Genomic DNA, 22,899 nt, shown 5'->3' on the forward strand with positions numbered 1-22,899 from the left:
TCCAGTCGGTCTTGTCGAGGGCGAGCTTTGGTTTAGCGCGCCGGTGTCCGGACAGGCGCTAGACGGAGAGATAGGCGTCGCGTACCTCGGGCTGCTGTTCCAGGGCGTCAAAACTATCATCAAACTTCTTTTGCCCGCCTTCAATGATGACCGCCCGGTCGGCGACGATCTTCGCGAAATGAAGGTTCTGCTCCGAAATGATCACAGTCAGACCCTGGGATTTGAACTTCAGAATTGTTTGCGCCATTTCCTCGACGATGACCGGGGCGATGCCTTCGGAGGGTTCATCGAGGAGAAGCAGGCTCGGATTGCCCATGAGTGTTCGGGCGATGGTCAGCATTTGCTGCTCACCGCCTGAAAGTGCCTTGCCGCGGTTCGCGCGGCGTTCAGACAGGTTCGGGAACAGGTCGAACAGGGCATCAACGGTCCAAACGGGCGCACCTTCACGTGGCTTTTGCCGGCCGACCTCAAGGTTTTCAAGGATTGTCAGATCGGTGAAGATCCGGCGCTCTTCGGGGACATAGCCAAGGCCGAGCTGGGCGACCTTATGGGGTGAGACGCCGGTGATATCCTTGCCGTTGAAGAGGACAGTTCCTGACCTTGGGCGAACCAGCTGCATGATCGACTTCATGGTGGTGGTCTTGCCGGCGCCATTTCGGCCGAGGAGGGCGACGACCTCTCCCTTGCCAACGGAAAAGCTCAAGTCATTGAGGATGTGGGCCTTGCCGTAGAAGCTGTGGACAGCATTGATCTCAAGCATCTTCAGTCTCCGCGGCATAAAGGGTGCCACCGCCCAGATAGACCTCCTGGACGCGCGCATTTTCGCGCACTTCTGCAGCCGTGCCTTCGGCGATCAACTCGCCGCGATTGAGCACCATGATGTGGTGCGCATGGGCAAAGACGACATCCATGTCATGTTCTGTAAAGAGGACACTGATGCCTCGGTCGCGGACGATGTCGGCTGTCAACTGCATGAGGTTGATGCGTTCCTTGGGGGCCATGCCCGCTGTTGGTTCATCCATCAGCAAAAGCTTCGGGTTGTGGCTGAGCGCGATTGCGAGCTCCAGACGCTTCAGATCGCCGTAGGCCAGGATGGCGCAGGCGCGGTCTGCCTGCTCAGCCATTCCGACGACATCCAGCAGAGCCAGCGCTTCGTCGCGATAAAGCGTGTGTGCATAGGGCAGCACCGAGAACAGGCGGCGATGATGGGAAATCAACGCCATCTGAACGTTCTCGGCCACTGTCATGCTCTGGTAGGTGCCGGTGATCTGAAAGGTGCGTCCGACGCCCCTGCGCCAAATCTTGCGCGGCGGCAGGCCGGTGATCTTTTCTCCCTGCAGGCGAACGGTTCCGGATGTGGGCTCGAGCTGGCCCATCAACATGTTGAAACAGGTGGACTTGCCCGCGCCGTTCGGACCGATCAGGGCTTTCAACTCTCCAGGGGCAACGTCGAAGCTTACCCCGTTGACGGCTTTGATGCCGCCAAAGGATTTTGACAGGTCTCTGACCTCCAGGATCGCGTTCATTGCATGCTCTCCTGTTCCTTCACAAGGCCGATCCGTTCGCCGAACTTCCTCAGGGAACCGACAATGCCTTCCGGCGCGATGATGACCACGGCGATGATCAGCAGCCCAAGGATCAGCCGCCAGTACTCGAGACGGGTCAGCCAGTCCTTGACGCTTTCCATGAAGACGGCGCCGACGACGCCACCAGAGAGTGTTTTGACGCCGCCCAGGAAGACCACAATCAGGGCGTCGAAGCTCTTGGCGATTTCGAGTTCATTCGGGAAGATCGATCCCTTTGAGAAGACGAACAAACCGCCGGCAAGACCAGCCATGGCGCCTGCAAGTGCGAAGGCAAGCCATTGAACCTTCTTGACGTCAATGCCGGTGGCTTCTGCCTGACGAGCGCTGTCGCGTGTCGCACGCAATGTATAGCCGAAGGGGGAATGAATGATGTGACGAAGGACGAGAATCCCGCCCACACCAAGCGCCAGCGTGAAGTAGTAGTAAGCTGTGGTGCCGGACAGCCAGTCCGAGGGCCAGATGTTGACCAGACCGTCGTCACCACCGGTGACCGAGCCCCACTGGAACACCAGCGACCAGACCAGCTGGCTGAACGCGAGCGTAAGCATGGCGAAATAGACGCCGCTGAGGCGAATACAGAACCATCCGATGCCCAGCGCCAGCAGTCCTGCGCCAAGTGGTGCGAGCAGGAACGCGACTTCCATCGGCGTTTCGGAATAGGTGACGAGCAGCGCCGAAACATAGGCACCACCGCCAAAGAACACCGCGTGGCCAAAGCTGACCAGGCCGCCGGAGCTGAGGATGAACTGAAGTGAGGCCGCGAACAGGCAGAAGATCACGATATCGGTGATGAGAACCTGCATGAAGGTTGAAGCGAAAAACGGCACCAGAGCCAGAACGGCCAGGAGCACGACAACCAGGCTACGGCCAACGAGCCCTGCAGGCCGGATGGGGCGTTCAACTTCGCCGACCTGGCCATGTTCTCCAGCTTTTTCCTCGCGCCCGAGAAGGCCATAGGGTTTGACCATGAGAACAACCGCCATGACCACATACATCAGCACCAGGGTACTCTGGGGGACATAGGCGACGCCAAAGACATTGAGAACGGAGATGAGGACTGCAGCGATGAAGGCGCCGGGAATGGAGCCCATGCCGCCAACAACCACGACCACAAAGACGGCGGAAATGATGTTCAGATCCATCAGCAGGTCAGCACCGCCCTTGGGCAGCTGGATCGCGCCGCCGAGGCCGGCAAGGGCGGAGCCCAGAAAGAAAACACCGGTAAAGAGCCAGGACTGATTTACGCCAAGCGCACCGACCATTTCACGGTCCTGAGTGGCGGCGCGCACCAGAATGCCTGTGCGGGTCTTGGCGATGAACCACCAAAGGCCAAAGAGAATGAAGGGTGTGATGGCGATCAGGGCCAGATCATACTGGGGCACAGGTTCGCCAAGAATTCGAACTACGGACCGCAAGCCAGGTGCGCGGGGCCCCAGTTGGTCTTCAGCGCCCCAGATCATGAGCGCCAGGTCCTGGATCACCAGAATGACACCAAAGGTGGCCACCAGCTGGAACAGCTCGGGCGCACGGTAGACCGGACGCAGGACGCAGACCTCGATCACGACGCCAATCAGGCCCACGATCAGACCTGCCATGACGATCGACCCCCAAAAGCCGAAATGTCCCGGCAAGTGGTTCATCAGCGTCAGGCCGACGTAGGCTCCCAGCATATAGAGGGAACCATGTGCGAAGTTGACGATCCGGGTCACCCCGAAGATCAGCGACAATCCGGAGGCAACCAGAAACAGCGCTGCCGCATTTGCAAGCCCGGTCAGGAGCTGCGCCACAAAAAGGCCCATAGCTTAAAAACGTCCGATAGAGCAGGGATGTCTGCTCCATCGCAGCGCAATTGTGGCGCCAGCGATGGAGCGTTTGACGTTTGGGACGATCAGTTGGCCGGCCGCATGGCCTTGACCTCGTCGTCGCTTGGCATGTAGGCGGCCGGATCCTTGTAGGACCAGTCAACCATCACGCCTTTGCCATCTTCAAGCGCCGTGGTGCCGACATAGGCGCCCATGGTGGACTGATGATCGAGGGCACGATAGGTGATCTCACCCATGGGCGTGTCGACCTTGAGGTCCTTGAAAGCTGCCAGCAGTGCGTCGGTTTCCGTAGAACCCGCATCGGTGATCAAGGTGGCAATGCTCTTGGCGGTCATGTAGCCGACAAGGCTGCCGATCTTTGGCGTTTCGCCTGGGAATTCCGCGATATAGGCATCGACGAATTTCTTTTCAGGACCGGCGGTGAAACCGTACCAGGGATAGCCGGTTACGAACCAGCCTTCTGGCGCTTCATCCTTGAGCGGCTCAAGATATTCCGGTTCACCTGTCAAAAGGCCATAGACCTTGCGGCCTTCAAAGACCCCGCGGGTGGTGCCTTCACGGACGAATTTCGCCAGGTCAGGACCGAATGTAACGTTGTAGATGGCGTCAGGCTTGGCAGATTCGATGGCCTGAACCTCGGAACCGGCATCGATCTTGAAGAGTGCCGGCCACTGTTCGGTGACGAACTCAACTTCTGGCTTGCGCTGTTTCAGGTTGACCTTGAAGGCTTCCACGGCAGCTGTGCCATAGGCATAGTTGGGCGCGATGGTTGCATAGCGGATGGCATCGGTCTTGGCAGCTTCCTCGGCCAGCATGGCGGCCTGAACCCAGGTCGAGGCGCGCAGGCGGAAGGTGTAGGGGTTGCCGGAGGTCCAGACCAGGGCATCTGCCAGCGGTTCGGCTGCCAGGTAGATGTAGCCCTTCTCGGCAGCAAAGGACGAGATCGCGAGACCGACGTTGGACAGGATCGTCCCGGTCAGCATGACAGCGCCGTCACGTGTCATCAGTTCTTCAGCGATCTTGACCGCTTCGCCTGGTTTGCCCTGGTCATCGCGGAAGATGAACTCGAGATCCTTGCCCAGGACACCGCCGGAGCTGTTGATCTCGCTCAGCGCAAGCTCGACGCCCTTCTTGTAGGGTTCTGCGAATGCGGCGAGGCGCTTGTAGTGGTTGATCTCGCCGATCTTTATGGTGTCTGCGGCGTAAGCCGATGAGCCGAGAACGGCAATTGCCGCCGCGGCCAAGAGTGTTTTTACCTGTTTCATCTGTCCCTCATCTGGTTGGAAGGTTGGCCGACTTTGCGGTCCATTATATTTGATTAAGCCTTTGGCGGCTCTTGTTATTCAGTCGTGATACACGAATGCGGGACTTGGATCGGAGGCAACATCATGCGTGCGTTCCAACTCCAGCATTTCGTTGATGCGTTTGCGGTAGACCATTGGCCCCTTGTCGATGGCGATCCGGATCGGCCGCCGTTTCGCCGGGCGCTCCTCTTCTTTCTGAACAGCCTCCAGAATGGCCTTGTCCTCATCGAATGCGATTCGGAACATGGCGTCCATATTCTCGGCAGCTTCATCGTCGCCCAGAGCTGTATTGCGCAGATGCATCCAGCGGTCGATCGTGTAGCCGCCGGTCACAGGCGTCATGAAATGCAAGGCAAAGATCCGCACGCCCTTGTTGCGGTCGTCCTCGGCAATCGCGTCCTCGGTCGGTGCGCTGCCAAAGTCGATGACGGCCGTGCAGGGCAAGTGCAGATAGTAATAGTGCCAGCGATCGACGTTCCCGCTGAAATCACCGAATTTCTTGAAGAAACCGATCGGTTCGGAATCGCGGATCCAGCGCCACGCCACAATGGCCTTGCCCTCTGTGGAGACATGAACCGGCACGTTTTCCGAAGCCGAGTTGCCAAGTGTCGTCGGGTGAACGAAGGACACGTGGGCAGGATCAACGAGGTTTTCAGCGACATTCAGGTAATTGGATTTCAGATGCAGCGCATCGCCCTGATGGGCTTCCCAGGCCGGATCGGAAAACTCTGCGAGATCGAAGATGTCAGCGGGGTCGGCCTTGTCCTGATCGCCCATCCAGATCCAGACAATGTTGTGGCGTTCGACGGTCTTGAAGGCGTCGACATAGGCGGAGGCGGGGAGGTTGTTCTGGCCAGGGACACGAACGCATTTGCCGCTGCAGTCGAAGGTTAGACCATGATAGCCGCACTGGATGTTGTCGCCGATGCGTTTTCCCAGCGAAAGTGGCAGCAAGCGATGCGGGCAGCGGTCCTCGAGCGCCACGACATCGCCGTCCGCCTTGCGGTAGATGACAATGTTCTCGTCAAGGATCGTGAAACGCCGCAGTTCCTGATCAATCTCGGAAGACCAGCCGGCGACGTACCAGGCATTTCGTATGAATTCCATCTTGGCTCTCCCTCGTTGTAAACCCAGGTTCAAGACGCCTATCTCAAACCATCGTCGCCCTGTGCTGTTTCATGGGTCAATCCGCCTACTCTTGGCAATGGTCGTCCACCTGTTGCCAAGGCGACGGCGATGACAATTTCATCTGCTTGCGGAGCGTCCGTGCAGTGCAACTCCATCGCGTCGAAATGCGAGCGCACATAGGCCGCGTCCTTGTGGCCCAGCGGCACGTCAATCGTCTGGCCAGGGGCTGCCATCTTCTTGGAGGACGGCACCAGCGCATTGCCGCAGCCCAGAACTTCACGCATTGGCGCGCCGAGCCTCGGGTGCAAAAGGGCTGCTGCGTGTTCCAGCTCACCGTTTTCGCCCACTGCTGCGGCCTTGCCGAAACTCTGGATTTCCGATGGCTCGCAGCCAAGGGCTTCAACGCCGCGTCTGGTCAAAAGGTCGCCGAGTTCCGCGCCAATGGTCATCAGGTCGTCGAGATCCGCAACAAACCGGCCCGCATATGGATTCGCGATCACCGCGGCAGACATGACGCGCCTGACAGGAGGTGAAATCTCCTGGCCCATTTCGAGCCGGAGTTCCTCCACAGCGGTCATGAGTTTCCGGATCCTGGCGATCATCTAAGGCCGTCCTCTCCCTTGATCTCGGAAGCTTTGAGTCCACCGACACGAGCATGAATTCGCGATCCGGTCGTCATCACCAAAACCAGAAGGATTTCGTCAGCCTTTGGAGCGTCGTTGAGGCCGACCTCCATGGCATCGAAGTGTGAGCGGACGTAAGACGCATTGCAATGAGTGATGGGGACATCCAGCCGTGTTCCGGGACCGCCAATTTTCTTGGTGGAGGGAACGATGGCCGCGGAGGAAGGCAGGATTTCGCGCATGGAATAGCCGCCAGGCACATGCCAGAGCGCGCCATGCTCGAGCTCGCCTGCAGCACCGACGATCGCGCCTTTGCCGTAGCCTTCAACAACGCTGGCGTCGCTGCCAAGCGCCTGGACAAGGTCGCCCGCCATTTCAACGCCCAGGGGCTTCAGGTCATCCATGAAGCCTTCGATGTCGGCAACATATTGACCAGCAAAGGGGTTCTTGATCACGACGAGTGCGGCCGCCCGGCGCAGAGGCTGCTCTGCGACCGGGCCGCCTTCGTGGAAGATCTCTTCCACAATAATCGCCTTTTTGCGAACGATTGGTTCAGGCATGGGCTACGTTCCTCGAAATTTCTGATTGTTGTGTTTGTGCGCTTGAGGTCCGGCGTTCGCCGGCCAGCGAAAGATAAGCGGCCTTGATCACCCCTGAGCGACGAAGGCTCTCAGCCTTGTCGAGGCCCGCGCCCAGCGCCTTGTTGATCTCGGCCGGAGAGAGGCGCCCGACGTCCATGGTCACGAGCCGGTTGCCCAGATCGCTGTCGGGTGAGAGTGAGTTTGCCGGTGCGCGCCGGATCTTCGGGCACCTCGGAAGGTAAACGGCATTGGCGATCATGGTTGCTGCTGCATCTGCAGCGGCGGCGGAACCAGCCAGAACGGTGACCGCGTCGGCAATGCCGAGCGAATGAGACCGTCCGCGCCAACCGCTCGTGGCGATGCCGCCGACTTCATCGTCGTGCTGAATGTCAATCACGCCGCCTGCCGTCCCGGTGACCGGGTCGTCGCAGATCCCGATGCGAAAGCTGGCTTCTGCCAGGTGGAGCGCGATGTCGCCGCCATTGTTGACGTAGGCGCGTGACAGATTGCAGCCCTTGATCAGATGCGCCAACACGTGATCGGCGACGCTTCCTGCGACTGCCGCCATCGGGGTGATGAACTCGGATCCATAAACACGGGTGGCGTCATACATGCGCCGCGCAACGGCCCCTTTGGGCTGCGCCGCGTGTGGGAACTTCAAGCAGGGCAGCTCTTCGACCAGATCCGTCAGAACCGACCCAAATGCATCGCGGGCCTGCTCAAACGCCAATCGAATGTCCTCGGGAGCACCTGTCGCGCCAATGATCAGATCGATCGGCCCGTGCTGCAGATGCAGCCTTTCACCGTCCGGCAGCATGGCGGCGGCAGGCCACCATGAAGCGTGTTGATCTGAATGTTGGCGGAGCGCGCTCATGGGTTGGCTTTTCTCCACGGGTAATTGTCCGGCCCAGCCGGCCATGGGTTGCCCGACGAAGAGGACACAGCTCTGCGGCCCTTCAGAAGATGATCGTTCTGGCGCCCTGTCTTGCCCTCGATGGCTTCGGCGAGCGGCACCACGTAATCCATATGACCGCCCAGCGCACGATAGTCATCTGCGCGCATTGTGAACTCGAGCGGGGCGACAAGCGCCGGAGTCGGGACGTAGCCGAATGCGTTCTGAGGCAGGCGGGTAACGTCGGTCATGAAGGTGATCCCGCCGCCCGGCCAGGTGTAGACGGGCGCTCCACCACAGCTGACGTAGGTCAGGGAGTTCTGGACCGAGCGGGTCAGGCCCACTGGATGCTCCGTAACGCCGGAACGCAATGATCCGCCTGCGCCGGCCATAAAGAGGACGGAAGTCAGCGCGGGTTCGCAGTTTTCTTCAATCCGGCGAACAGAGGGCAGAAGCCGATCAGGCATATCTTGCTGGACCGGAAGCAACTCGTCATCGAGTTCGAAATAGGCGGCATGTTCGCCTGTGGTCGAGACCATGAGGATCGACAGACCGGGGCGGGCGGTTTTGGCGTCGAATTTGCTGATAATGGCAAGTGGATCGGTCAGATTGGTGCCGCCCCAACCGGTTCCAGGCTCGGCCACCTGGAAATAGCGTCCGGGCGTCGAGCGGCGGCCGTTGATCTTGATGCCGGTTGGCTCCCAACCAATGACCTTGCCGGCCTGGTGCTCGGACATGACACCGGTGATGTGATCGTCAACCACGACCACTTCGTCTACGAGGTCCTTCCACTGGGCGGCGAACATGCCGACCGTAGCGGAGCCACAGCCGACACGCATGCGCTCTTCCAGCGCTCCGTTGATCGTGGGTGCTTTTCCGGCTTGAACGGTCAGTTCCGCGCCGCCGTCGATCGTAAGGTCGGCTGTTTCGCCGTTGCAGAGCGCCAGCATGGTTGAACATGTGATCCTGCCTTCCTTTTTCGAACCGCCGGTCAGGTGATGCACGCCGCCCAGTGACAGCATCTGGCTGCCATATTCGGACGTTGTGACATGCCCGATGACCTCGCCCTCCGAGCGGACGAGGGCGCATTCGTCGCCCAGGTGCCGGTCGGTGTCGATCTTCAGTTTCACACCGCAGTAGCTGAAAATGCCTTCGGTGACGACCGTGACCATGTCCACGCCGTCAACTTCCGATGCCACGATAAAGGGGGCTGGTTTGTAGTCGGGATAGGTTGTTCCCGCGCCGATGGCGGTCACGAAGGTCTCGGGACCTGCCACGATGTCGCCGTCCCACTCCCGTTCCAGGAAAGGCACGACATTGGCGTCGGTGTTTTCGCGATTTTCGAGAATGGTCAGAGGATCCAGGCGGATCAGGTTGCCGTTGTCGTTGGCGTAGCGATCACAGGCTCCAGAGCGTCCCTCGGCGATGTAGCACATCACCGGACACGCGTCGCAGCGGATCTTTTCGGGCTTGCCATCGGTTGCAGTCAACGTCCGAGCTCCTCACATGCTGATTGCACATCAGCAATTGTTAGTATGCAAACATGTTTAGCGAAAATCTGTCAACTTGGTTGGCGTATCAGTTTCGCTGAATTGATAAGCAGGCTTGGTGAATTTCCAAGCATCGAAACGACCCATGCGGGCGTTAGTCGACAAATGCACGCTCGACGACAAATTCGCCGGGCTTGTTGTTTGCGCCTTCGGTCAGTCCGTGTTCGATGCACAGTTCCTTGGTGTCACGCAGCATGGCCATGGAGCCGCATATCATGGCGCGATCCTCCTCAGGTCCCATACGTGCCAGCCCCAGATCATCGAACAGCTTGCCCGATGAAATCAGGTCTGTAACGCGGCCCTGGCGATCAAAATTCTCGCGCGTCACTGTCGTATAGTGGAACAGGTGTCCGTCCACCATCTCGCCAATCAAGGGGGCGTTCCTGAGAGAGGCAACAAGATCCTCGCCATATTTCAATTCGGCGGCTGTGCGGCAGCCGTGCACCAGAACAATGGTCTCGAATTTCTCATAGGTTTCCGGGTCGCGAATCAGGCTTGCGAAGGGCGCGAGGCCAGTTCCGGTCGAGAACATCCAGACACGCTTTCCGGGCAACAGCGCATCGTTGACCAGAGTGCCTGTCGGCTTCTTGCGCATCAGCACCGTGTCACCGGGCTGGATCTTCTGAAGATGTTCGGTCAAGGGGCCGTCCGGCACCTTGATGGAGTAAAACTCGAGCTCTTCATCCCACGACGGACTTGCAACAGAATATGCCCGAAAGACCGGCTTTTCTGCATTCGGCAGGCCGATCATGACGAATTCTCCGGAGCGAAAGCGGAACTCCTGAGGTCGGGTGATCCTAAACCGGAACAGGCTGTCCGTATAATGCTGGACCTCTGTTACTGTCAGGCCAAAGCAGCCTTTTGGAATGTCGAACGGAGAGGGCGAACCGCCCAGGATCAGGGGTTCAATAGCAGTTGTGTCCGACATTCTGGTCTCCTTCGTGAAATCCCGAATAGCAATACGCTGGCAGAAAAATCGTTAGTATACAAATGAAAAATGCCACGTGATGATAATTTGATATGCATGGCGTAAATTTACGCAAGTCACCAGGTGGGAGCTGCTTGACAGGGGCGTGAAATTGGCTTCAACTTCGTTAGTATGCAAATGAAATGCATTGAGGACGCCGATGCAATTCCACCGACCGGAAACTTTGGATGACGCGCTTTCGCTGTTGAGCGGAGAGGGCGCGCGGCTGCTTGCTGGCGGCACGGACTTCTATCCCTCACTGATGGATGAGCCTGCGCCCGGACCAATCCTGGACTTGCGCCAGGTTGCTGCATTGCGCGGGATACGGCTTGTGGGGGATGTCTGGCGCATCGGGGCAACAACGACCTGGCGCGAGATCGCCCGGGCAGATCTGCCACCTCTGTTCGACGGCCTGAAACTGGCCGCCAGAGAAGTCGGGTCGATCCAGATTCAAAACGCTGGAACAATCGCTGGAAATCTTTGCAATGCATCGCCTGCCGCAGACGGTGTTCCGCCGCTTCTGACCCTCGATGCATCCGTGGAAATTGCGGGCCCGGACGGTGTCCGCCAATTGCCTCTTTGTGACTTTATCACCGGTGTGCGCCAGACCGCGCGGCGTGCCGATGAGATTGTCACAGCCGTTCTTGTGCCTGACCGTTCGCCTGCAACCTCCAGCTTTTTGAAACTGGGCGCGCGCCGGTATCTGGTGATTTCGATCACCATGGTCGCTGCGATGATCGCATTGGATGAAGCCGACGCCATTTCGGATGCGCGTCTTGCAGTCGGGGCCTGTTCCGCAGTTGCTCAGCGCTTGCCGGATGTCGAAGCCCTGTTGATAGGAGCCGCCCCACGTGACGGTGAGATCAGGGCGCGAATTGGTGGTGCGGACCTTGTCGGCCTGGCGCCGCTGAGCGATGTGCGCGGCAGCGCAGATTACCGGCTTGAGGCAGCTCGCGAGCTGCTCGTCCGGGCAATTCTTTTGGCTGTTCAGGGGCAGGAGGGATGATCATGGCTCTTTTAGATGTAGATGACTTGCCCGGCATTTCCTTTCAGCTGAATGGTGCAACTGTAACCCTTCAGGCGCCGCCGGCCGAGCGGCTTTCGAACGCTTTGAGGGAGCGGGCAGGTGCGCGGGACGTCAAGGTCGGCTGCAATGCCGGGGACTGCGGCGCCTGTACGGTGTTGGTGGACGGTCTTGCTGTCTGTGCCTGTACGACCGCCGTTGGTCAGGTCGCGGGTGGGACTGTCGAGACGTTGTCAGGTCTCGTTGAGGCAGATCCTCATGCGAAGGCGCTGGTGAATTCTTTTCAGAAACACCAGGCCGCCCAATGCGGAATTTGCACTCCGGGTATGATGGTGTCCGCTGTCGCCCTGCTGCGCGAGGAGGAGACACCGGATGAGGCCGAAGTTCAGGACGCCCTTGGCGGCGTGCTCTGCCGGTGCACCGGCTATCGCAAGATCATCGATGCGGTGATGGACGCGGGAGCGACCGGGTTGCCTGAAAGTGGTGGTGTTGGTGCTGCGATGGCGCGGATTGATGGTCTTGCCAAGGTTACCGGACGGGAATTGTTTGGCGATGATGTTGCTCCCGCGGACGCCCTGGCGCTGCGTGTCATCCGCTCGCCCCATCATCGGGCGCGTTTTAGCTTCGGCGATCTGGAAGCCTTTAGAATAAAATATGGTCTCGATCTGATCCTGACATCCGGAGATGTTCCCGGCGACAATATCTTCGGGGTTATCCCGGGATTCGAGGATCAGCCGATGTTCGCCAAAGGCGAAGTCAGGTTTCGCGGCGAGGCCGTCGCTGCCATCGTTGGCGATGCAGAGATCATCAACCCAATCGACCTGTCTGATTTCCCTGTGACCTGGTCGCCGCTGGCCGAAGCACTCGTTCCGGCAGATGCCGGATCCATTGATGACCTTCACGAGGGCCGGGAAGGCAACATCATGTGCCGCGGATTCGTGCGCAGGGGCGAGCCCGAAGAGGCGCTTCAAGGCGCTTCTGTTGTCGTCGAGGGCAGCTTTTCGACCGGTTTCATAGAACATGGTTATATCGAACCAGAGGCTGCCTTCGCTGAGCGCGTCGGGGACCGTCTGGAAGTTCATTGCTGCACCCAGGCCCCCTATATGAACAGGGATGGCCTTGCCCGGCTGCTCGGTCTGCCGACGTCATCGATCCGTATCGTGCCGACAGCTACGGGCGGCGGCTTTGGATCCAAGCTGGATCTCACCACTCAGCCTTATGTCGCGCTCGCCGCCTGGAAACTGAACAGACCGGTGCGGGTGACCTACACGCGAACCGAGTCTCTGGCATCGACCACCAAACGACACCCGTCTGAAATCACGATGAAAATCGGTGCGGATGCTGATGGACATATCGTCGGCGCGGTGTTTGACGGCGTGTTCAACACCGGTGCCTATGCAAGCTGGGGCCCGACGGTTGCGAACCGGGTACCCATTCATGCGTCCGGTCCTTACAGAACGCCGAATTACGTCGCCCGCAGTGCCGGAGTTCATACCAATTGCCCTCCCTCCGGTGCCTTCCGCGGTTTTGGTGTTCCGCAATCTGCCTTGGCGCAAGAGCCGCTCTACGATGATCTGGCGAATGCTCTTGGTGTTGATCGCCTGGAGTTTCGGCGCAGGAACGCCTTGCGCAACGGTGATCCGACGGTGACCGGTCAGGTCTTTGAGACAGGGATGGGGATCGTCGAATGTTTCGACAGTCTGGAGCCGCAGTGGCGCCGGGCACTTGAAGACATCACTGCCTTCAATGCCTCAAACACAGCTGTGAAAAGAGGCGTTGGCATTGCGGGTGGCTGGTACGGCTGTGGCAACACCTCAATGTCCAACCCCTCGACGATCAAGGCGGGCATCACGCCTGATGGACGGGTCATCCTGCATCAGGGCGCGGTTGATATCGGCCAGGGCTCGAATACGGTCATTGCGCAGATTTTTGCGACCGCCCTTGGGATCTCCATAGACAAGATAGAGATTATTGGTGCCGATACGGATCTGACACCGGACGCGGGCAAAACCTCAGCGAGCCGTCAGACTTTCATTACAGGCAATGCAGCCCGGCTTTGCGGGGAGACCCTGCGCGGCAAGATCCTGCGTCTGGGCAATGTTTCCGAAGCCGCGCAGATCGACATCGTCGACGGCGCCATTCACCTCAGCGAGGACGGCGAGCAGAGAGTTGTCGCGCTTTCTGACCTTGGCGGCGGAGACTATGCTGTCGAGGCGACGGAAAGCTATGATCCGCCCACGCTGCCTCTCGATGAGAATGGCCAGGGCGATCCCTACGCTGTTTTTGGAACAACGGCGCAGATGGCGGAAGTTGAGGTTGATCTGGCGCTTGGGACTGTGAAGCTGCTCAAGATCACCGCTGCCCATGATGTCGGCAAAGCCATCAACCCGCTTCTCGTCGAGGGGCAGGTGCATGGTGGTGTCGCACAGGGCATCGGGTTGGCCATGATGGAGCAATTCCTGCCCGGGCGTACGGAAAACCTACATGACTATCTGATCCCGACCATCGGCGATGTTCCACCAATCGAGACCATCATCATCGAAAGCGGTGATGCGCACGGTCCTTACGGTGCAAAGGGGCTTGGGGAGCATTGTCTGATCCCGACGGCCCCGGCGATCCTCAATGCCATCAAGCACGCGAGTGGTGCGCGGGTCAGCGAGTTGCCGGCAACACCGGACAAGGTCCGCGCCGCCATCCGGTCTCTCGAGGCCGAGTGATGCCCGCGCCGAGTTCTTTCGTTCATAGCTATAAAACAGTCAGCGAGACGTGATTTCCATGAATGCTCCCCATTCCGGCCCAGTTGTTTCGGAAACCGCCGCCGCCGCAGACAGTCTGGTCGCAGGCGTTGATGTGGGCGGTACCTTTACCGACCTGGTGCTGTTTGATGCCGGCGCGCGCAAGGTGCGTCTCGCCAAGACGCCGACTACACTGGACAATCAGGCCTCTGGCGTCCTGAACGCGCTTCATGCCGCAGACGCCGACCTGGCAGCCATCGATCTGATCGTCCATGGAACGACGACCACCACGAATGCTGTTCTTGAGCGGAATCTCTGCAAGACCGGGCTGATCACGACGCAGGGTTTTCGGGATGTTCTGGAGCTTGGCCGGCGCACACGGCCGCAGCCCTATGGCATGAAAGGTGAGTTCAAGCCGGTCATTCCGAGAGACTTGAGACTTGAAGTGCCAGAGAGGTTCAGTGCGCTTGGAGAAGAGCTCGTACCGCTCGACGAGAAGGCTCTGCGAGGGGCTTTGCAGACGCTGATCGACGCGGGTTGCGAGGCGCTGGTGATTCACTTCCTGCATTCTTACGCCAATCCCGGGCATGAGCTGCGCGCTGGAGAAATCGCTGCAGAGATGTGGCCGAATGAAAACATCACTCTTGGCCATGCGCTTTTGTCTGAAAGCCGCGAATTTGAGCGCGGCGTCACGGCGGCGATCAATGCTTCGGTTCAGCCGCTCTTGCGCCGCTATGTCGAGCGGTTGGCCGATCAGCTGGCCGGAGAAGGCTACCGGCACGACGTTCTGGTGATGAACGGCAACGGCGGCATGGTTTCGGCCCGGAGGGTTGCGATTGAAGCGGCCAAGACGGTCATGTCCGGCCCGGCGTCTGGCGTAATGGCTGCCGCCTATACGGGGCGGCGCGCCGGCATCCCAAACCTCCTGACGTACGACATGGGTGGAACATCCACGGACGTGGCGCTGATACGCGATGCGGAACCGGCGGTCTCCAATGAGATCGAGATCGAATATGCCATGCCGATCCATGTGCCCATGGTCGACGTGCGCACCGTTGGGGCAGGCGGTGGATCCATTGCCCGTGTCACGGATGCCGGTCTTCTGCAGGTTGGACCGGAGAGCGCCGGGTCGTCTCCGGGGCCGATTTGTTATGGCAGGGGCGGGACACAGCCGACGATTTCAGATGCGAATTTGCTGCTTGGCCGCATGAACCCCGACAAGTTGAACTCTGTGGCGAACAAGATCTCTTTGAAAGACATTGAAGAGATCTTTGCCGATAAGCTGGGCCAGCCGCTCAAAGTTTCCGCGATCGAAGCCGCATCTGCGGTTCTGCGCATCGCCAATGCAAGGATGGCCGACGCTGTCCGGATGGTTTCGGTTAGCCTTGGCGAAGATCCGAGAGATTTCGCGCTTTTTGCCTTTGGCGGTGCGGGGCCCTTGCACGCGACGGCGATTGCCCGTGAGCTGGGCGTGCCCCGCGTTCTGGTTCCCTCGCGTCCGGGCATTACCAATGCACTCGGATGCGTGGTCGCAGATCTGCGCCACGACTTCGTAAATACGGTGAACAGACCTTTGGATAATCTTGATATTGAAGCGATTCATTCGCTTTTTGATCAACAGTCGCTTGATGGTCGAACCTTGATCGAAAAGGAAGCTGTGCCGATCGAGGAGATCAAGGAGATCCGATCTGTCGACATGCAATTTATCGGACAGACCCATCTCTTGCGGGTGCCCCTGGAACATCCGCGTCCAACGCGAGAAGAGCTTCAGCGCCTGTTTGAGGAAGCCTACTTCAATCGCTTCCACGTCGAACTTCCTGAAATCAAGGCGAGCCTTGTCAACGTCAATACGTCAGTGATTGGCCGTCGGCAGGAGATCGATCTGTCCATGTTGATCGACCCTGACGGGCGTAAAGCCTCAGTTGACGAGGCCGTCACTGGTCATCGCCAGGTCTGGTTCGATGGATGGAAGGAGACGCCAATCTACTGGCGCGATCACCTGCCGCTGGATGCAGTGCTGCAGGGGCCGGCGATCGTGGAACAGATGGACACGACAATCGTCATCGAACCGGGAGATACGGCGTCTCAGGATCAGGACGGCAACATTATCATCACCCTTGGAACAGCCTCTCAGGGAGCAGACGCATGAGCATTGATCCGATCACCCTCAGCGTCATTCAGTCCGGGCTGCAACAGGTCTGCGACGAGATGGACCTGAGCTTTTCGAGAGCCGCTTTTTCTCCTGTGATTGCAGAAGCAAACGACCGCTCGGATGGTATCTATTCGGCGGAAGACGGCTCCTTGATCGCGCAGGGTGCAGGCGGTCTGCCGGTGTTTGTCGGGACCATGCAGTATTCGACGCGCACCCTGATCGAGATGATCTCCTCCGGCACTGTTGCTGCGCCCAAGCCGGGTGATATCTACATCGTCAACGATCCCTATCTTGGCGGCACACACCTGATGGATGTGCGTTTTGCCAAGCCGTTCTACCGCGACGGCGAGATCTATTGCTGGCTTTCCAATACGGGGCACTGGCCCGACACCGGCGGAGCGGTTCCGGGCGGTTTTTCTGCGTCGGCCACCTCCGTGGAGCAGGAAGGTTTGCGGCTGCCGCCCGTACGCCTGTTCAAGGAGGGCGTGCTCGACACCGAGATCTATTCGATCATCTGCTCGAACATTCGCGTGTCTGAACAGCGCATCGGCGATGTGAAGGCTCAGGCGGCCGCATTGCTTGTGGGGCAAGAGCGTCTCAATCGCATTCTGGACCGCTATGGCGACGATGTGGTGAGCGAGGCGATCGCCGAACTGCGGCGGCGTGCCAGCGGTCAGATGCGGGCCAACATCGCCTTGATCCCCGATGGGACCTATACGTCAACTGCCTATGTGGACAGCGACGGTGTCGTGAATGAGCCGCTCGAGATCAAGCTGGCGGTTACAGCTCGTGACGGCGAGCTCACATTTGACTTTAGCGGGTCGTCCGAGCCCTGCATGGGCCCGATGAACTCGGTCCTCGCGACCACGCTTTCCTCGGTCTACCTGGCGATGAGGCATATCTTCCCGGATGTGCCGATCAGCGCCGGGGCCTTTGAGCCGCTGAATGTGAAGACGCCGGAAGGCACTTTTCTGGATGCTCATTATCCGCGACCGGTTTCTGGCTGCGCGGCCGAAGTCAGCCAGCGGATCGCCGAGGCGGTCTTTGCGGCGCTCGTCGAGGCCTTGCCGGATCGTGTGACCGCAGCACCTGCCGGCAGCTCGGGCAATTTCGCGCTTGGCGGTCATGATCCCGAGCGGGACCGGAACTTTGTCATGTATCAGATCTCTGGCGGTGGCTACGGCGGCAACAGCGATCATGACGGTCTGGCCAACGGCTGCTCGACAATCGGCATTTCCAAGGCGCCTCCGGTCGAAATCATGGAGCAGCAATTCCCCGTGCTTTATCATCGCTATGCTCTTCGGGAAGGTTCGGGAGGCGCAGGCAAGCAGCGCGGCGGGTTCGGCCTCGACTACGAGATTGAGCTTCTGCGCGGCCATGCCACCGCCAGCTTCGTCATGGATCACGGCCGCTTCGGACCTCAGGGCGCACTCGGCGGAGAAGATGGCATGCCCAATTCGGTCGTCGTCTGGCAGGGGGGCAAGGCGATTGTTCCCGAGCACCTCTCCAAGGCGCAGGACATTCCCCTGAAACCTGGCGACCGCGTTCGTGTCGGCACGCCCGGCGGTGGTGGCTACGGCGATCCCACGGAAAGAGATCCCAAGCTGATCGCGGAAGATGTTCGGCTCGGGCGCTATAGCGCGGCGCAAGCGGCGGAACTCTTTGGTGTCTCATCTGCCGAGTTGCCGAGCGACTGAAGGATGCCAGGTCACATGTCTTGCCGCATCGGCGGGCTGCTCTCGGCGTCACTGCAACAACGTCAAAAAAATCAATGAAAAAGCCCGCTTCCTATGGAGCGGGCTTCCTCGTTTCAACAAGTTCGTCGAGGCTCAGTCGGTTTTGGGAGCAAGCGTGCCTGACCCGAAGGCGTTGCCAAAAGGTGAGGGGCTCTTTGGCGTTTCGACCGGTTTAGGAGCTGCGCCGCCGAAGGCACCACCAAAGGCCGACGGGCTCTTTTTCACCGAGGTCCCGGTTTCTGTCGCTCCAGCGGCTTCCTTTTGCGCCTTGATGCGCTGGCGTTGTTCCTCGAGGAGCTGTTCCTGGCGTGCGCGCTTTTCATCCAGGACCTGCTGCTTGCAGACCGACGCATCATATTGGCTGCCCTGATAGGTCAGGAAGCTGATGGAGCCGATCAGGATGGCAAATACGCAGAGCGGATGGACGATCACCCGCAGCACCGGATTGCCATAGATCTTGGAGCGGGCCGCAGAGCCGTCTCGCAGAGCCTGGCTCCGACGCGTATGGGCCTCATGGACCATTGCGCCAACGAGGGTGATTGCAATGATGATCACGGCGAGCGCGGACAAGGACGGGTCTGTGCCGTGGCGGACCTTGGAGGCGAGGGTCGTGGTGAACGTATTGCCCGACAGGATCGTGAAGACTGTGGTGTTGTAGTTCTCGAACGAGGCCAGGAATGTCAAAAATGCCGCTGATCCGATGGCAGGACTCAGAAACGGCAGCAGGATCTTGCGAAAGGCCTGACCGGGGGATGCGCCCAGATCAAGAGCAGCTTCCGTCAACGTGGGATCAAAGCGCTGCAGCCGGGCCAGAAAGACAAGCATTGCATAGGCCGAGATGAAGGTGACCTGACCGGCAAGTGTCAGGAACATCCCGTCGTAAAAGATCGAGCCATAGTCAGCTCCGACGCCCCGCCCGAGTGCGCCCCAAAAAACGATTGTCGAGATGCCGAGCACGACGCCCGGAATGAGGATCGGTGTGATCAGAACGGTGTAGAGGGCTGCGCGAAGGCGCGGTCCCATTTCCGACAACGCCAGTGCACCGGCCAGGCCGATGGGGACCGAGATGAGCACCACGCCGACGCCGATGAACAGACTGTTGGCGAGGCCGTTCATCAGGCGATCGTTGCCGATCAGAACTGCGAACCATTCGGTCGTGAAACACTCCCAGGGTGTGATCCTGGGAAAGGAAGAGGAGTTGAAGGCCGTGATCACCATGATGATCAGCGGTCCGAACAGGAAGCTGAAGAAGAGCAGGGAGAACCCCGCCGCGATAACGCCGCCGCCAGTGCCCTTGTTCATCGGCCGATCTCCCCAATGGAAACCTTGAAGACGCGCATCATCATGGTCACGAAACCGATGCAGACGAGGAGCAGGATGACCGCATAGGCCGATCCCCGCTGCCAATTGGCCGATTCATTGAACCACTGATAGATCAGCTGGGTGAACCAGAGGTTTGAGGGTCCGCCGAGAATCTGCGGTGCGGCGAGGGCTCCTGCGGTCAGCATGAAAACCATGGTCGCGCCGGAGGCAATTCCGGGTTTGGCGATGGGCAGGACGACGCGCCAGTGAACGCGCCACCAGCTGGCGCCCATGTCGCGGGCGGCTTCTATCTGATTGCGGTCAAGGGCCTCCACCGCGTTGAAGATCGGGAAGACCATCAGCAGGATGTAGGCGTAAGTCAGACCCGAGTAGAGCGCGATATCGGCTCGAATAAAGTCAATCGGCGTATCCCACAGACCGATTTCCATGCCGATGCCGTTGATCATGCCGGTCGCGCCGAAAAGAATACGGAAGGCGAAGGCCCTCAGGATTTCGTTGACCCAGAAGGGAACGATCAGCCCGATCACCATGAGCCGTGCTGCGACGCCGGTCGCCGAATGGGCGAGGATGTAGGCGATCGGATAGCAGATCATGATGTCGATGATGGTCACAAACACCGCGGCCACGAGCGTCTTGAACAGGATGCCGACATCCAGTGCGTTGAAGCCGCCATCATTGCCGCGGAAGAAATAGGCGTAGTTCTCGAGCGTATAGACATCGCTTGGCCCGCCGATATCCGCGCGGGGCAGATTGAACCGGAAGGAGTAGTCCAGCATTGCAATCTGGGGCAGGGCGATCAGGAAAAGCGCCCAGAAGAACACGGCGAACCCGATGAAGCAGGCGACGCCCAGTCCATGCTTGTTCTTGAAAGCGTCGAACATCGTGCGAAGAGCCAACATGGGTCAGGCTCCCGCCAAGGCGCTGTGCGGCAGGACGAAGGCTTTTGAAGGATCAAAACCGACGTGAACGGCGGTGCCTGCGAGATCTGCTGGGCGTTCGCCTGTGTTGATCCGGGTCAGACGGAGATCGACGCCGTTCGCACCCAGGAACAGAAGGCGGGCGTTGCCTTCGAATTCTGCCTTGACGGCTTGTGTCGTGAAGGCGTTCTCACCTGCGGGGTTATCTCGCAGCTCAAGCTGCTCCGGACGGATGAAGATATAGCAATTGTCGCCGGGTTTGTATTTTCTGCCGCCGGCAGCCGTCCCCTTGAGCGGGCCGAGTGGCGTATCGAGAACCACAAGTTCGCCTGTCTGCGCGGTGACCTTGCCTTCGATCGCATTGGTTTCGCCAACGAAGGAGGCCACAAAGGCGGTCTTGGGGCGGTTGTATATGGCCTCTGGATCGCCGATTTGTTCGATCACACCTGCATTCATGACCGCAATGCGGTCGGACATGGTCAAGGCTTCGCCCTGATCGTGCGTTATGTAGATAAAAGTCAGCCCGACCCGCTGCTGGATGGTGCGCAATTCGGTGCGCATATGATGGCGCAGCTTGAGATCAAGTGCGGACAGGGGCTCATCAAGCAACAGAATATCCGGCTCAACCGCAAGCGCTCTTGCGATTGCAACGCGCTGGCGCTGACCGCCGGAGAGCTCATGGACTTTTTTGTCGCCGACGCCCGGCAGGGCGATCATATCCAGAAGCTCGTCTGCCTTCTTGCGTCTGTCTTTCTTGCCGACGCCCCGCACTTCGAGTGGGAAAGCGATGTTTTCGGCGACCGACATCAAGGGGAAAAGAGCAAGGTTTTGAAATATCAGTGCGGTCGGACGCTTGTTCGGGCCGACGCCCTTCATGTCCTTGCCGCCGATCAGGACGCGTCCTTCGGTCGGTTCACTGAATCCGGAGACGCAGCGCAGCATCGTGGTCTTGCCACAGCCCGAGGGGCCAAGAAAAGAGAAGAACTCGCCACCGTTGATGGTGAGATGTGCATTGTCGACCGCGGTGTAGGATCCAAAGCGGATCGAAACGTGGTCAAGCACGATATCTTTGGTGGTCATGGAGTTCTCGTGAATCTGGAGCCGTGCATTGCGCCGGACAATCTTTGACTGAAGCCCGGGCGAAGATCGCCCGGGTTCCGTTTCCTGTTTGCCCGGTGGGTTTAGGCAGCCAGGAACTTGTTGGTGAATTCGGAGCGTTTTTCCGAATACCAAGGCGCTTCCGCCGGCCAGGCATTGAGATTTGCCAGAGCCTCACCCGGATATGCGTCTGCGAAGTTCTGGGCGTAGATGTCGCCGCCAAACTCGGCCGCGCCGATGACCGGAGAGTTGTAGCCGTGGGTCTTGATGGCTTCACCGGCAAGCTTGGCGTCATAAGCTGCTTCGATGAATGCGTAGATCTGATCGATGTTCTTCGCACCGGTCGGCATGGACAGGCCATCGACCCAGGCCATGGCGCCTTCTTTCGGCGCACGGTACATGACAGGCTCGCCCGCGGACTTGAGGGCGATCGGAGGACCATCCCAAGTCTGACCGACAATAACGCCCTCGTTCAAGAGGCCGTTTTTCTGGGCATCGGCATCGTTCCAGATCAGCTTGATGTTTGGCTTCTTGGAGATGGCGACGTCGACCAGCTTGGTCCAGATTTCGTCCATTTTCTCAGGCGTTTCATAGGCAGCCCACATGGAGCCTGGATCCATCTCGCCGCGGCCTTCGAGGCCAAGGCCTAGGCCGAGAAGCATGGAGTGGCCACGACCCATGGTCTTGCCAGCGTTTGCTTCGTCCCAGACGTCATAGTAGCTCGGGAATTCACCTGCCGGCGTGAAGGCGTCTGTGCGCCAGGCAATGCCTTCCGTGCCCCAGATGTGCGGCAGCCAGAACACGCCCTTACCACCGAAGTTCCAATGGGTCTCACCCAGAGCCATGGCCGGGTTGACCTTGTCCAGCTGCACCTTGGCCATGTCGAAAGGCTGCAGGAGGCCGAGATCAGCCCAGAGCAGGTTGCGGTTGACGGTCGGAGAAACGATATCGAAGCCTTCGCCGTTGGTGGCTTTGAGCTTGTTGATGATCTCGTCGTTGGAGCCGATGCCGGTGAAGTTGATCTTGATGCCGGTCTTGTCGGTGAAACCGCTGACGAAGCTCTCAGGAAGATAGTCCGACCACATCATGATGTTGATTTCGCCGGAAGACGCCAACACGCTGTTGCTGACGATGGCCGGCATGGCAAGACCAGCGCCTGCTGCAGCTGTCGTCTTCAGGAAATCCCGCCGGGTTGCATTCATGCCCTTGGAATTTTTCATAGTATCATTCCCCTCTGTCGTCCGGTCCTCCGGACGGAAAAATCTGGAACGATGTCGGCCACCATTATGGTCTGGGTCTTGAAACGCCCGCGGATCTGACAACGTCGGGAACAAAGACTATTGCGGTGCAAAATGGCCTATTAGAGCCAGGGGCATAAAACTATGGAGCCAGCCGGGTGATTTGCCTATGAAATCAGCGGGAATGGCGCGATGATCGCGTTCTGTGAGATGGCTTGTTGT

General features: G+C 59.2%; 18 protein-coding genes. 4 read left to right on the forward strand and 14 right to left on the reverse strand.

The window, feature by feature from the left end; genetic code table 11:
* Window positions 1-58: 58 nt before the first annotated feature.
* From IG617_RS06130 to IG617_RS06175, 10 genes are all read right to left on the reverse strand, one after another.
* Complete coding sequence (locus IG617_RS06130) at window positions 59-760, reverse strand: ABC transporter ATP-binding protein (protein ID WP_192108274.1); 702 nt, start codon at window positions 758-760, stop codon at window positions 59-61.
* A complete protein-coding gene (locus IG617_RS06135; RefSeq protein WP_192108276.1) occupies window positions 753-1,526 on the reverse strand; it encodes an ABC transporter ATP-binding protein in 774 nt (257 codons plus the stop codon). Before IG617_RS06135 ends, IG617_RS06130 begins: the two co-directional genes overlap by 8 nt.
* Entirely contained in the window at window positions 1,523-3,385 is a 1,863-nt protein-coding gene (locus tag IG617_RS06140; protein ID WP_153769073.1) for an ABC transporter permease, read from the reverse strand. The genes IG617_RS06135 and IG617_RS06140 overlap by 4 nt, the downstream gene beginning before the upstream one ends.
* A gap of 89 nt (window positions 3,386-3,474) precedes the next feature.
* Window positions 3,475-4,674: an ABC transporter substrate-binding protein gene (locus tag IG617_RS06145; protein WP_192108278.1), complete on the reverse strand. Its 1,200-nt coding sequence runs from the start codon at window positions 4,672-4,674 to the stop codon at window positions 3,475-3,477.
* 78 nt (window positions 4,675-4,752) lie between these two features.
* On the reverse strand, window positions 4,753-5,820 hold the full coding sequence (locus IG617_RS06150) for an aromatic ring-hydroxylating dioxygenase subunit alpha (protein WP_192108280.1): 1,068 nt from the start codon (window positions 5,818-5,820) through the stop codon (window positions 4,753-4,755).
* Window positions 5,821-5,858: 38 nt separating this feature from the next.
* Window positions 5,859-6,443, reverse strand: a complete 585-nt coding sequence (locus IG617_RS06155; RefSeq protein WP_192108282.1) for an amino acid synthesis family protein — start codon at window positions 6,441-6,443, stop codon at window positions 5,859-5,861.
* On the reverse strand, window positions 6,440-7,024 hold the full coding sequence (locus IG617_RS06160) for an amino acid synthesis family protein (protein ID WP_192108285.1): 585 nt from the start codon (window positions 7,022-7,024) through the stop codon (window positions 6,440-6,442). The genes IG617_RS06155 and IG617_RS06160 overlap by 4 nt, the downstream gene beginning before the upstream one ends.
* The gene (locus tag IG617_RS06165; protein WP_254170450.1) at window positions 7,017-7,919 is read right to left on the reverse strand and encodes a UPF0280 family protein; all 903 of its coding nucleotides are present in this window, start codon (window positions 7,917-7,919) and stop codon (window positions 7,017-7,019) included. The genes IG617_RS06160 and IG617_RS06165 overlap by 8 nt, the downstream gene beginning before the upstream one ends.
* The gene (locus IG617_RS06170; RefSeq protein WP_254170472.1) at window positions 7,916-9,373 is read right to left on the reverse strand and encodes a 6-hydroxynicotinate reductase; all 1,458 of its coding nucleotides are present in this window, start codon (window positions 9,371-9,373) and stop codon (window positions 7,916-7,918) included. Before IG617_RS06170 ends, IG617_RS06165 begins: the two co-directional genes overlap by 4 nt.
* Before the next feature lie 208 nt (window positions 9,374-9,581).
* Window positions 9,582-10,415: a ferredoxin--NADP reductase gene (locus IG617_RS06175; protein WP_192108289.1), complete on the reverse strand. Its 834-nt coding sequence runs from the start codon at window positions 10,413-10,415 to the stop codon at window positions 9,582-9,584.
* Between the two features lie 199 nt (window positions 10,416-10,614).
* On the opposite strand from IG617_RS06175, the gene IG617_RS06180 reads away from it, so the two are divergent.
* The 4 genes from IG617_RS06180 to IG617_RS06195 are packed head-to-tail and all read left to right on the forward strand — an operon-like array spanning window position 10,615 to window position 18,062.
* On the forward strand, window positions 10,615-11,460 hold the full coding sequence (locus IG617_RS06180) for an FAD binding domain-containing protein (RefSeq protein ID WP_192108291.1): 846 nt from the start codon (window positions 10,615-10,617) through the stop codon (window positions 11,458-11,460).
* 2 nt (window positions 11,461-11,462) lie between these two features.
* Entirely contained in the window at window positions 11,463-14,195 is a 2,733-nt protein-coding gene (locus IG617_RS06185; RefSeq protein WP_192108293.1) for a molybdopterin-dependent oxidoreductase, read from the forward strand.
* A gap of 58 nt (window positions 14,196-14,253) precedes the next feature.
* Window positions 14,254-16,362: a hydantoinase/oxoprolinase family protein gene (locus IG617_RS06190; protein WP_192108295.1), complete on the forward strand. Its 2,109-nt coding sequence runs from the start codon at window positions 14,254-14,256 to the stop codon at window positions 16,360-16,362.
* The gene (locus tag IG617_RS06195) at window positions 16,359-18,062 is read left to right on the forward strand and encodes a hydantoinase B/oxoprolinase family protein (RefSeq protein ID WP_192108297.1); all 1,704 of its coding nucleotides are present in this window, start codon (window positions 16,359-16,361) and stop codon (window positions 18,060-18,062) included. Before IG617_RS06190 ends, IG617_RS06195 begins: the two co-directional genes overlap by 4 nt.
* Window positions 18,063-18,194: 132 nt before the next feature.
* Here the strand turns inward: IG617_RS06195 and IG617_RS06200 are convergent, their stop codons facing one another.
* The 4 genes from IG617_RS06200 to IG617_RS06215 all read right to left on the reverse strand — a co-directional run bounded on the left by IG617_RS06200 (window position 18,195) and on the right by IG617_RS06215 (window position 22,659).
* Window positions 18,195-19,403 carry an ABC transporter permease gene (locus tag IG617_RS06200; protein WP_192108299.1) on the reverse strand — a complete coding sequence of 403 codons (1,209 nt, stop codon included), beginning with the start codon at window positions 19,401-19,403 and terminating at the stop codon, window positions 18,195-18,197.
* Window positions 19,400-20,323, reverse strand: coding sequence for an ABC transporter permease (locus tag IG617_RS06205; RefSeq protein ID WP_209008287.1), 924 nt, complete (start codon window positions 20,321-20,323; stop codon window positions 19,400-19,402). Before IG617_RS06205 ends, IG617_RS06200 begins: the two co-directional genes overlap by 4 nt.
* Window positions 20,324-20,326: 3 nt before the next feature.
* On the reverse strand, window positions 20,327-21,421 hold the full coding sequence (locus IG617_RS06210) for an ABC transporter ATP-binding protein (protein ID WP_192108301.1): 1,095 nt from the start codon (window positions 21,419-21,421) through the stop codon (window positions 20,327-20,329).
* A gap of 101 nt (window positions 21,422-21,522) precedes the next feature.
* Window positions 21,523-22,659, reverse strand: coding sequence for an extracellular solute-binding protein (locus IG617_RS06215; RefSeq protein WP_192108303.1), 1,137 nt, complete (start codon window positions 22,657-22,659; stop codon window positions 21,523-21,525).
* Between the last annotated feature and the right edge of the window lie 240 nt (window positions 22,660-22,899).

Origin of the sequence: Roseibium polysiphoniae, assembly GCF_014842925.1 — a bacterium.
Lineage (GTDB): Bacteria > Pseudomonadota > Alphaproteobacteria > Rhizobiales > Stappiaceae > Roseibium > Roseibium polysiphoniae.

Coding starts and splice junctions, on each gene's coding strand:
- IG617_RS06130 (WP_192108274.1), bottom strand. CDS start 760: ATGCTTGAGATCAATGCTGTCCACAGCTTCTACGGCAAGGCCCACATC.
- IG617_RS06135 (WP_192108276.1), bottom strand. CDS start 1,526: ATGAACGCGATCCTGGAGGTCAGAGACCTGTCAAAATCCTTTGGCGGC.
- IG617_RS06140 (WP_153769073.1), bottom strand. CDS start 3,385: ATGGGCCTTTTTGTGGCGCAGCTCCTGACCGGGCTTGCAAATGCGGCA.
- IG617_RS06145 (WP_192108278.1), bottom strand. CDS start 4,674: ATGAAACAGGTAAAAACACTCTTGGCCGCGGCGGCAATTGCCGTTCTC.
- IG617_RS06150 (WP_192108280.1), bottom strand. CDS start 5,820: ATGGAATTCATACGAAATGCCTGGTACGTCGCCGGCTGGTCTTCCGAG.
- IG617_RS06155 (WP_192108282.1), bottom strand. CDS start 6,443: ATGATCGCCAGGATCCGGAAACTCATGACCGCTGTGGAGGAACTCCGG.
- IG617_RS06160 (WP_192108285.1), bottom strand. CDS start 7,024: ATGCCTGAACCAATCGTTCGCAAAAAGGCGATTATTGTGGAAGAGATC.
- IG617_RS06165 (WP_254170450.1), bottom strand. CDS start 7,919: ATGAGCGCGCTCCGCCAACATTCAGATCAACACGCTTCATGGTGGCCT.
- IG617_RS06170 (WP_254170472.1), bottom strand. CDS start 9,373: ATGTGCTACATCGCCGAGGGACGCTCTGGAGCCTGTGATCGCTACGCC.
- IG617_RS06175 (WP_192108289.1), bottom strand. CDS start 10,415: ATGTCGGACACAACTGCTATTGAACCCCTGATCCTGGGCGGTTCGCCC.
- IG617_RS06180 (WP_192108291.1), top strand. CDS start 10,615: ATGCAATTCCACCGACCGGAAACTTTGGATGACGCGCTTTCGCTGTTG.
- IG617_RS06185 (WP_192108293.1), top strand. CDS start 11,463: ATGGCTCTTTTAGATGTAGATGACTTGCCCGGCATTTCCTTTCAGCTG.
- IG617_RS06190 (WP_192108295.1), top strand. CDS start 14,254: ATGAATGCTCCCCATTCCGGCCCAGTTGTTTCGGAAACCGCCGCCGCC.
- IG617_RS06195 (WP_192108297.1), top strand. CDS start 16,359: ATGAGCATTGATCCGATCACCCTCAGCGTCATTCAGTCCGGGCTGCAA.
- IG617_RS06200 (WP_192108299.1), bottom strand. CDS start 19,403: ATGAACAAGGGCACTGGCGGCGGCGTTATCGCGGCGGGGTTCTCCCTG.
- IG617_RS06205 (WP_209008287.1), bottom strand. CDS start 20,323: ATGTTGGCTCTTCGCACGATGTTCGACGCTTTCAAGAACAAGCATGGA.
- IG617_RS06210 (WP_192108301.1), bottom strand. CDS start 21,421: ATGACCACCAAAGATATCGTGCTTGACCACGTTTCGATCCGCTTTGGA.
- IG617_RS06215 (WP_192108303.1), bottom strand. CDS start 22,659: ATGAAAAATTCCAAGGGCATGAATGCAACCCGGCGGGATTTCCTGAAG.